This window comes from Arthrobacter sp. JCM 19049 (assembly GCF_001310435.1).
In genome coordinates this window covers 1-8,494 of the sequence record NZ_BAXF01000068.1, presented here as the reverse complement: position 1 = coordinate 8,494, position 8,494 = coordinate 1, and the positions used below count along the sequence as shown (strand labels likewise).

Annotated in this window: 7 protein-coding genes, 2 tRNA genes and 4 pseudogenes; 10 read left to right on the top strand and 3 right to left on the bottom strand. The window is 64.9% G+C overall.

The annotated features are described in order from the left end of the window. Positions 1-424 (bottom strand): annotated as a pseudogene (locus tag JCM19049_RS05375) (hypothetical protein); the annotation flags it as partial. Beyond that, positions 421-948: a PadR family transcriptional regulator gene (locus JCM19049_RS05370; RefSeq protein WP_054821049.1), complete on the bottom strand. Its 528-nt coding sequence runs from the start codon at positions 946-948 to the stop codon at positions 421-423. The gene JCM19049_RS05370 and the pseudogene JCM19049_RS05375, both read right to left, overlap by 4 nt. Before the next feature lie 154 nt (positions 949-1,102). On the opposite strand from JCM19049_RS05370, the gene JCM19049_RS05365 reads away from it, so the two are divergent. Genes JCM19049_RS05365 through JCM19049_RS05350 form a run of 5 tightly spaced genes read left to right on the top strand, consistent with a single transcriptional unit; the run spans position 1,103 to position 3,283 of the window. Then, positions 1,103-1,735 (top strand): hypothetical protein, encoded by a 633-nt coding sequence (locus JCM19049_RS05365; RefSeq protein WP_279402525.1) that lies wholly within the window; start codon positions 1,103-1,105, stop codon positions 1,733-1,735. Then, positions 1,735-2,031, top strand: coding sequence for a hypothetical protein (locus tag JCM19049_RS18815; RefSeq protein WP_279402524.1), 297 nt, complete (start codon positions 1,735-1,737; stop codon positions 2,029-2,031). The genes JCM19049_RS05365 and JCM19049_RS18815 overlap by 1 nt, the downstream gene beginning before the upstream one ends. Before the next feature lie 52 nt (positions 2,032-2,083). Continuing rightward, positions 2,084-2,563: an MFS transporter gene (locus tag JCM19049_RS05360; protein ID WP_054821048.1), complete on the top strand. Its 480-nt coding sequence runs from the start codon at positions 2,084-2,086 to the stop codon at positions 2,561-2,563. A 22-nt stretch (positions 2,564-2,585) separates the two neighbouring features. After that, positions 2,586-2,867, top strand: coding sequence for a hypothetical protein (locus JCM19049_RS05355; RefSeq protein WP_054821047.1), 282 nt, complete (start codon positions 2,586-2,588; stop codon positions 2,865-2,867). A 26-nt stretch (positions 2,868-2,893) separates the two neighbouring features. Next, entirely contained in the window at positions 2,894-3,283 is a 390-nt protein-coding gene (locus tag JCM19049_RS05350) for a hypothetical protein (protein ID WP_054821046.1), read from the top strand. A gap of 143 nt (positions 3,284-3,426) precedes the next feature. On the opposite strand, the pseudogene JCM19049_RS05345 reads toward JCM19049_RS05350, so the two are convergent. Further along, positions 3,427-5,255, bottom strand: a pseudogene (locus JCM19049_RS05345) (phosphoenolpyruvate carboxykinase (GTP)). Between the two features lie 316 nt (positions 5,256-5,571). Between JCM19049_RS05345 and JCM19049_RS05340 the strand changes: the two are divergent. The 5 genes and pseudogenes from JCM19049_RS05340 to JCM19049_RS05320 form a co-directional block, all read left to right on the top strand. After that, positions 5,572-5,648, top strand: a tRNA-Arg gene (locus JCM19049_RS05340). A 269-nt stretch (positions 5,649-5,917) separates the two neighbouring features. After that, positions 5,918-5,991: transfer RNA gene (locus JCM19049_RS05335), tRNA-Arg, on the top strand. Between the two features lie 309 nt (positions 5,992-6,300). Continuing rightward, positions 6,301-7,416, top strand: a pseudogene (ald, locus tag JCM19049_RS05330) (alanine dehydrogenase). A 220-nt stretch (positions 7,417-7,636) separates the two neighbouring features. After that, complete coding sequence (locus tag JCM19049_RS05325; RefSeq protein WP_279402523.1) at positions 7,637-7,954, top strand: hypothetical protein; 318 nt, start codon at positions 7,637-7,639, stop codon at positions 7,952-7,954. Beyond that, positions 7,930-8,494, top strand: a pseudogene (locus JCM19049_RS05320) (hypothetical protein); the annotation flags it as partial. The gene JCM19049_RS05325 and the pseudogene JCM19049_RS05320, both read left to right, overlap by 25 nt.

The following is an 8,494-nucleotide window of genomic DNA, read 5'->3' as shown; positions in this document are numbered from 1 at the left end:
CCGGCTGCTTCGAGCCCTCCTGTGCCGCCTTGCTCTTCGCCGGCTTGCTCTTCGCTGGCTTGGTCGGCGACGACTTCTGGGGTGCCGGCTTCGGCCCATCGGCGGCCTGCTGACCCGAGTCCTTCGCGGTAGAGACGTTGGCGGCCGGTTTTTCCTTCACCGGCTCCTTTGCTGCGTCCGGCTTTGCCGCACTCGCCTTGGCGGCAGCTGTCTTGTCTGCCGCGTCTTGGGGCCGACTGCCCTTGGCCTGGTTGCCTGCGGCGGTGGCGTCCTTGGTCTGCGGCGCTGCCTGCTGAGGTTTACCCTCGGCTGGCTGCCTATTGCCGGTCTGTTGCCCGGCCGCCGTTGGCTGCTCGCCGGCGGGCTGGCCGGTCGGTTTCTTCTGGTTCGGGCCCAGGCCCTCGGGGTTCTTCTTATCAGTCATGGCAGGTACTCCATTACCGCGTCGAGCCATTCAATTTCGGCCACCTGCTGGCGGATGGCGTGGTCCAAGGTGGCGGCCATCAGGAAGCTGCGCCGGTCGGCGGCCGCACGCATGTCGATGCCCTCCCGCTGGGAGAGGTAGTCATCCAGGGTGGACTGGGTCTGATCCCGCCGGGTGGCCAGCAGATCCTGGATTTCCTCGCGTTCGAGTTCCGCGGCGAAGAACACCTGGCCCATGAACGGGTCGCGTTCGGTGCCGCGGGCCACCCCGTCCCCCAGCCACTGGCGCAGCGCCTGGCGGCCCTCGGGAGTGATGTGGTGTTCCTGGCGATCCGGGTAGTTGCTTTGCGGCACGGTGCGCACCGTGGCGTAGCCCTTGTCCACCAGCTGAGCCAGTGTGCGGTAGATCTGCGCCTTGTCGGCGTTCCAGAAGTGGTTGATGGAGGAGTCAAAGTGCTTCTTCAGCTCGTAGCCGGTCATCGGCGACAAGCACAACAACCCGAGGATCAATCGCGCCAAAACCATGTGACTATACTTTCACAGGTAGGGGAGTTTGCACCCACCGGTGCGCCGTGAGCGCAACGAATTCTTTACTCAGGCTCAAGTCGGAGCGCATCCTCCATCCGTCCTCCGGCTCCCCGGGATGTGACGTCCCGCCCCGTCCCAAAGGAGTGAGCTGTTGTCCACGAACAAGAATGCGTCGGCGTTAGCCCCGGCGCACCCCGGCGCGCGGGCGGCACTGTATGTGCTGATCGGCTCGCTGGGGATCCAGCTCTCCTCCGCCGTGTCCGCGAGCATGTTTGATTCGCTGGGCTCCCCGGCAGTCAGCTCGTTGCGCCTGGTGCTGGCAGCGCTGATGCTGCTGGCCTTCTTCCGTCCCCGGCTCACCGGGCGCAGTGCCCGGCAGTGGGCAGCCATTTCCGGCTACGGGATCGCGATGGCAGCGATGAACCTGCTGCTGTACAAGGCCATTGAGCATCTGCCGCTGGGGATCGCGGTGACCCTTGATTTCCTGGGTCCGGCCATTGTGGCGTTGGTGCTCAGTCGGCGCGTGCGCGAGGCCCTGTGGGCATTGCTGGCCCTGGCCGGCGTGATCCTGATAGCCGGGCCCGGCGGCTATTTCGATCTGCTGGGCTTCGCCTTCGGTCTGGGTGCCGGACTGTGCTTTGCCCTGTATACGCTGCTGGCGGAGAAGGTCGGCAAACAGGATTCGGAGTCGATTTCCTCCCTGGCCCTGTCAGTCACGGTTGCGGCGCTGGTCAGCCTGCCCTTCGGGGTTCCACGGGTGGCGGAGGTCTCCGGGGGACAGTGATGATGCTGGCGCTCAGCGCGCTGATCGGGGTGGCCATCCCCTACGCGGTGGACACCCTGGCGGCCCGGATTTCCTCGGCCCGTGTGATTGGCACCCTGTTCGCCATTGACCCGGCCATGGGCACGCTGATCGGGTGGCTGCTGCTGGATCAGGCCCTGTCGCCGGTGGCGCTGGCGGGCATCGAGCTGGTTGCGCTGGCCGGGGCGTGCGTGGCCTGGTTGGAGGGCCCCGACGCCACGGCCTCCAATCCCCCGGCTTCCGGTTACCCCGTGGGTGCCCGAACGGGCGCTTCGTAACCTGCCAGGCCGGCCGCGGTCCCCGACCAGGGCCACATTTAGAATGGCAGATATGTCATCTTCCCCCTCCGCCTCCCGGCTGACCGCTGCCCTGTTTATGGTGATCGTGCTGTTGGGCACAACCGGGCCGCTGGCCACGGACATGTACCTGCCCTCTTTCCCGGCAATGCAGGACGAGTTCTCCACCACCGCCTCGGGGGTGCAGCTGACGCTGACCACCTTCCTGATCGGGATGGCGCTGGGGCAGCTGCTGTGGGGCGCGTTCTCCGACCGCTGGGGACGGACCATTCCGCTGCGCTACGGAACGCTGTTGTTCGTGCTGGCCTCGATCGGTGCCGCGCTGGCCCCGAGCCTGCCCATGCTCATTGCCGCACGCGGCATCCAGGGCGTGGGTGCTGCGGCGGGCCTGGTGATTTCCAAGGCCATCGTTTCCGACGTCACCTCCGGGCCGCGCACCGCACGCATCTTTTCGATCCTGATGACCATCGGCGGTGTCGCTCCGGCGGTCGCCCGATCCTGGGTGCCGCGGTAGCCATGCCGGGGGCTGGCGCGCGGTGCTGTGGGTGCTGGCCGGGGCGGCGGGGCTTATGGCCCTGGGCTCGTTTGCGGTGGTGCGTGAAACCCACCCGGCCGCGGCCCGTTCCACCGGGGCACTGTTCGGGCCATTGGGGACGGTGCTGACCCAGCGCCGGTTCGTGGGCTACATGGTCCAGTTCGCGGCGACTTTCGGAGCGATGATGGCCTACATTTCGGCTTCCCCGTTCCTCTACCAGAACGTCATGGGATTCAGCCCCACCGGTTATGCCTGTGCTTTGGTGTCAATTCCCTGGGCCTGATTCTTTCCGGCCTGATCTCCGCCCGGTTGGCGCTGCGGGTCCCCTTGCGCCGCACCGTGGGGGTGGCCCTGGTGATCCTGCTGGTTTCCAGCCTGGTGATGCTCACCCTGGTGTTTTCCGGGGTGCGCTCCCCCATCCTGGCGGTGGTGATCTTCTTTATGGTGGCTCCCGTTGGCCTGGTCATGGGCAACACCACCGGCCTGGCCTTGGAGGAGGTGCGACGCACCTCGGGCAGCGGTTCGGCTGCGCTGGGTTGCGCACAGTTCCTGGCCGGCGCACTGGTCAGCCCGCTGGTGGGGCTGGGCGGGGAAGATTCCCCGGTCGCGTTCTCGGTGACCGCACTGGTTGGGCTGCTCCTGGCGCTGGGCGCCTACTGGTCCACCGCCGACGCGCGGCATCGCCCCCGCCGGGGCTAGCTCCCTGCCCTCTTTCCGGCCCGGGCTTGTGCTCCCCGGGAACTTGGCGCCCCGGGAACTTGCCGGTGGATGAGCGCTTAAAACACCTACCCCGCGGAATCAATGATTCTTCCGCAGGGTAGGTGTTTTGTCCGGGAGCCGGATTAGGCGCTCAGGCGCTCCTTCAGGCCGTCAAGTTCGGCGCGCAGCGAGTCCGGCAGTGCCTCACCGAACTTGGCGTACCATTCCTCGATGCTCTCGACTTCCTCGAGCCATTCCTGGGTGTCAACCTTCACGGCGACCTCCACGTCATCCGAGGTGAAGCCTTCCAGGCCGGTCAGGTCCAGGGAATCACCGGTTGGCACGTAGCCCACGGCGGTTTCCTTGGCCTCGGCGGTGCCCTCGATGCGCTCGATGACCCACTTCAGCACGCGGGAGTTGTCCCCGAAGCCGGGCCACGCGAAGCCACCCTCGGCGGTGCGGCGGAACCAGTTGACCAGGAAGATCTTGGGCATCTGTTCCGGGTTCAGCTTCTGCGAGATGCGGTCCCAGTGGTTCAGGTAGTCACCGGCGTTGTAGCCGATGAACGGCAGCATCGCCATGGGATCGCGGCGCACCACGCCGGTGGCCCCGGAGGCGGCGGCGGTGGTCTCCGAGGAGAGGGTCGAGCCATGAAGATGCCGTTGGTCCAGGTGCGGGCCTCGGTCACCAGCGGGATGGTGGTCTTGCGGCGGCCGCCGAAGAGGATCGCATCGATCTTCACGCCGTCCGGGGAGTAGTATTCCTCGGCGAGCATATCGACCTGGTCGATCGGGGTGCAGAAGCGGGAGTTCGGGTGGGCGGCCTTGCGCCCGGAATCCGGGGTCCAGTCATTGCCCTTCCAGTCGATCAGGTGGGCTGGGGCCTCGTCGGTCATGCCTTCCCACCACACGCCGCCCTCATCGGTCAGCGCGACGTTGGTGAAGATCGAGTTGCCCTTGGTGATGGCGCGCATGGCGTTCGGGTTGGTGGACCAGCCGGTGCCCGGGGCGACGCCGAACAGGCCGTACTCCGGATTCACGCCGCGCAGTTCACCGTTCTTGCCCGGACGCATCCAGTTGATGTCATCGCCCAGGGTTTCGGCCTTCCAGCGTCGATGGTCGGATCCAGCAGCGCGAGGTTGGTCTTGCCGCAGGCCGAGGGGAAGGCGGCAGCGATGTTGTAGGACTTGCCCTGCGGGCTGGTCAGCTTCAGGATCAGCATGTGCTCGGCCAGCCAGCCTTCGTCGCGGGCCATCGCCGAGGCGATGCGCAGCGAGTAGCACTTCTTGCCCAGCAGCGCGTTGCCGCCGTAGCCCGAACCGTAGGACCAGATGGAGCGCTCCTCGGGGAAGTGCACGATCCACTTCTCCTCGTTGCACGGCCAGGCCACGTCCTTCTGTCCCGGCTCCAGCGGGGCACCGACGGTGTGCATGGCCGGAACGAAGAAGGCGTCCTCGGCTTCCATCTTGCGCAGGACCTCATCGCCGATCTTGGCATGATGCGCATTGAGGCGACCACGTAGCCGAGTCGGTGATTTCCACACCGTAAGCAGGCTGCTCGGCATTCAGCGGTCCCATGACGAACGGGATGACGTACATGGTGCGTCCACGCATGGCGCCATCGAACAGTCCGGTCAGGCGCTCCTTCATGACCTTCGGGTCTTCCCAGTTGTTGGTGAAGCCCGAGTCCTCCTCCTTTTCGGAGCAGATGAAGGTGCGCTCCTCGACGCGGGCCACGTCGGCCGGGTCGGAGAAGGCCGCGTAGGAGTTCGGGAAGTTCGGGTCGGTGAGCTTGACCAGGGTGCCGGCTTCAACCAGCTCGCCGCACAGGCGGTCGTTCTCCTCCTGGGAGCCATCAACCCAATAGATATGATCAGGCTTCGTCAGTGCCGCAACCTCCTCAACCCAAGCCGCCAACTTCGCGTGGGTGGTCGGTGCTGCATCGAGTACGTTCTGATCGGAGCTGGTGCTCATTATCCATTCCCTCCATTGGGCTGAACTTGCAATAGTTCAAGGCTAGGGGGTCAACGTTTTCGGCCGCTTGTGACCCAAGCCGCAGAATCCGGGGATGGTCAACATCGTTAGAATAAAAACACCGTGAATTCGGGGAAGACTGGTGCACCAACCAGCTTTTACTGTGACGAAGGTCACGTAGACCGGTACCCTTTTTCGGTCCTCAATAAAAGTAAAAAACCGAGATACCGGCGCCCCGCCGAGCCAATTTGGAGGCCGGGCGGTTGGCCTGTATAGTTATTCGAGGTTCGCACCTGCGGGCCAAATAAAAGAATACGCGCCCATAGCTCAGCTGGATAGAGCGTCTGTCTACGGAACAGAAGGTCAGGGGTTCGAATCCCTTTGGGCGCACCAGCAAATCCCGGAACATCGCAACGGCGAGTTCCGGGATTTTTTGTTCCCGTTCTCAGCTTCCAAGGAGGCCCACCCCGGCCCAGCCACCCGGGCGCCCTCGCTCCGCCCCGTCGGATCCTGTCACATCTTTCTCGCGCCAAGCACCCGGGCCCACGCACTGGACTGGAGGACGTGGAAGTGAATCGCGGCACTTTGAACCGTTCCGGTTCGCGAGCCCGCCTTCGCCCGTGTATAGTTATTCAATCGTCACGACGACAACAACTCAATAAGCGCCCATAGCTCAGCTGGATAGAGCGTCTGTCTACGGAACAGAAGGTCAGGGGTTCGAATCCCTTTGGGCGCACAGGTTCAAGAATCCCGGGAAGCTTTCAAGCTCCCGGGATTCTTGCTTTTAACCTAACTCCCCTGCTCCCCGCTGCCGCTCCGACCGGGAGCGCTTGTCCGACTGGCTTTGATCCCCTTATTCCATTCAGGCATTGGCGCTTGGTACCGCCTCCGCATTCGCGGAACCAAGGGGCGGTCATGCCCCAGAGCCATCTGAAGCTGTTCTCTTCTTTGTTGCGTCATCTTCGAGCACACTTCAGAGCCCGAACGTATCGTGGAGGATTAACACTTCAGGGCTTGACTGCTCGCCGCCAAGGAGGAACGTTCCATGATCATTGCCGTGCCCAAGGAATCAAAGAACAACGAGCACCGGGTGGCGATCACCCCGGCCGGCGTTGCCGAATTCGTTGCCCACGGCCACGAAGTGGTCATCGAAACCCAGGCGGGCATCGGCTCGGGCATCAGCGACGAGCAGTACAGCCAGGCCGGCGCCCGCCTGGTTCCAGATGCGGCTGCGGCCTTCGAGGCCGGAGAACTGGTGCTCAAGGTTAAGGAGCCAACGCCCAGCGAATACCCGCTGCTGCGCGAGAACCAGGTCCTTTTCACCTACCTGCACTTGGCCGCCTCCCGGGAATGCACCGACGCCTTGCTCACCGCGGGAACCACCGCGGTCGCCTATGAAACGGTCACCCGGGGTCGGACGCTGCCGTTGTTGGCGCCGATGAGCGAAGTCGCCGGGCGGCTGGCGGCCCAGATCGGTTCCGTCACCCTATTGCATCCATCGGGCGGTTCCGGGATCCTCATGGGCGGGGTGCCCGGCACCCGCCCGGCCAAGGTCGTGGTCATCGGTGGTGGCGTGGCCGGCGAGAACGCCGCGGTGGCCAGTGCCGGACTTGGCGCCGACGTCACCGTCATTGACGTGAACCTGGCCCGGCTCAAGGAAATCGACACCGCCCACGCCGGACGCGTCAAGACCCTCGCGTCCACCAAGCTGGCCATCGCCGAGCAGGTCGCCGATGCGGACCTGGTGATTGGCTCGGTGCTGATCCCCGGAGCCGCAGCACCGAAGCTGGTGACCCTGGACATGGTTCAGCGGATGCGTCCGGGCTCGGTGCTGGTGGATATCGCGATTGATCAGGCGGCTGCTTCGAAGGCTCGCGGCCCACCACGCATGACGATCCGACCTTCAAGGTCCACGATGCACTGTATTACTGCGTGGGCAACATGCCCGGCGCCGTGCCGCAGACGTCGACGGCGGCCCTGACCAACGCAACCCTGCTACGCCCTGCGCATCGCGAACAAGGGCTGGGCGCAGGCCATGCGGGAAGACGAGGGCCTGACCAACGGCCTGAACACCCACGACGGAAAGCTGACCCTGGAATCGGTAGCCACCGAGTTTGGCTACCAGTACACTCGGAGCCAAGAGCTGCTGTCCGATAGCTAAGGGCCCGCGTTCGGACGTAGTGCCGTAGCCGCGGAAGCTGACCGCATCACCGGCATGACCTGTGAAACTCCTGCGTGTGAGTGAGAAAACAGCCTTGCTAATTGAACTGACCGGTCAGTTCAATTAGTCTTGTTTCATGCTTTTTGCTGACTCTGTTTCCGTGGACGGTCGCCACGGCGTCATCTGCCCTCCAACCACCGTGCGAGTAGAGCGCGGAGAGGTGGTCTTGGTAGTCGCCGAACCGGCGCTCTCACGCACCGCACTGAGCCTGGTGCTCTCCGGACGCATGAAGCCCAGCTCCGGCACGGCTAGCTGGGAAGGCCAGGACAGCCTGAAGCTGTTGCGCAAGCACAGCGCGCTGGTGGACTCACCGGAAATCAACGCCCCGGAACCCCACCTGAAGGTGCGCGACCTGGTGGCCGAGGACCTCTCCCTGGTGCCGGTGCCGATCTGGCGCAAGCGCGGAATTGACTCCTGGCTGAACCAGCACGGCTTTTCCGAGGTGGCCAGCGAATGGTGGATGCCCTCGATCCGCTGACCCGCCTGGACATCATGGCGCGGCTGAGCGAGGAGTACCACCAGGTGCGCTTGTCGGTCTTCGACTCTCCCGACCGCCACCGTCTGGAGGACTCCAGCTGGCTGGACCTGCTGGAGGCCATGGCCCAGTCCCGCCGCAAGCCGGCGGTGGTGGCCGTGGTCTCCCGGGTCCCCGATGACTGGCATGGCCCGGTGTTCTTCATGGGTGAGCAGGATGTCGAACCGCAGATGCACCTTCCGCACGATTCGGCACATGCGCAGGACGACGCCGACGTCGGCGAGCATGCCGTGCACGAACAGGCCGGGCAGAACCAGGATGCGGAGCAGACGGTGGCCATTGATGCCCTGCTGGGCGAGCACGAGGACACCGAGCACATCGAGGTGGACGCTGCCGCCGACGGCGATGAACCGGTCGGTCCGAAACACAAATCCGAGGACCCGGGTCCCGAACCGGTGGAACAAGCAGCCGGCGACATCGAGCCGGATCACGAACCGCAGCATCTGGCCCCGCCGGCGGACGAGGCACCCCCGGCCCCAGCCG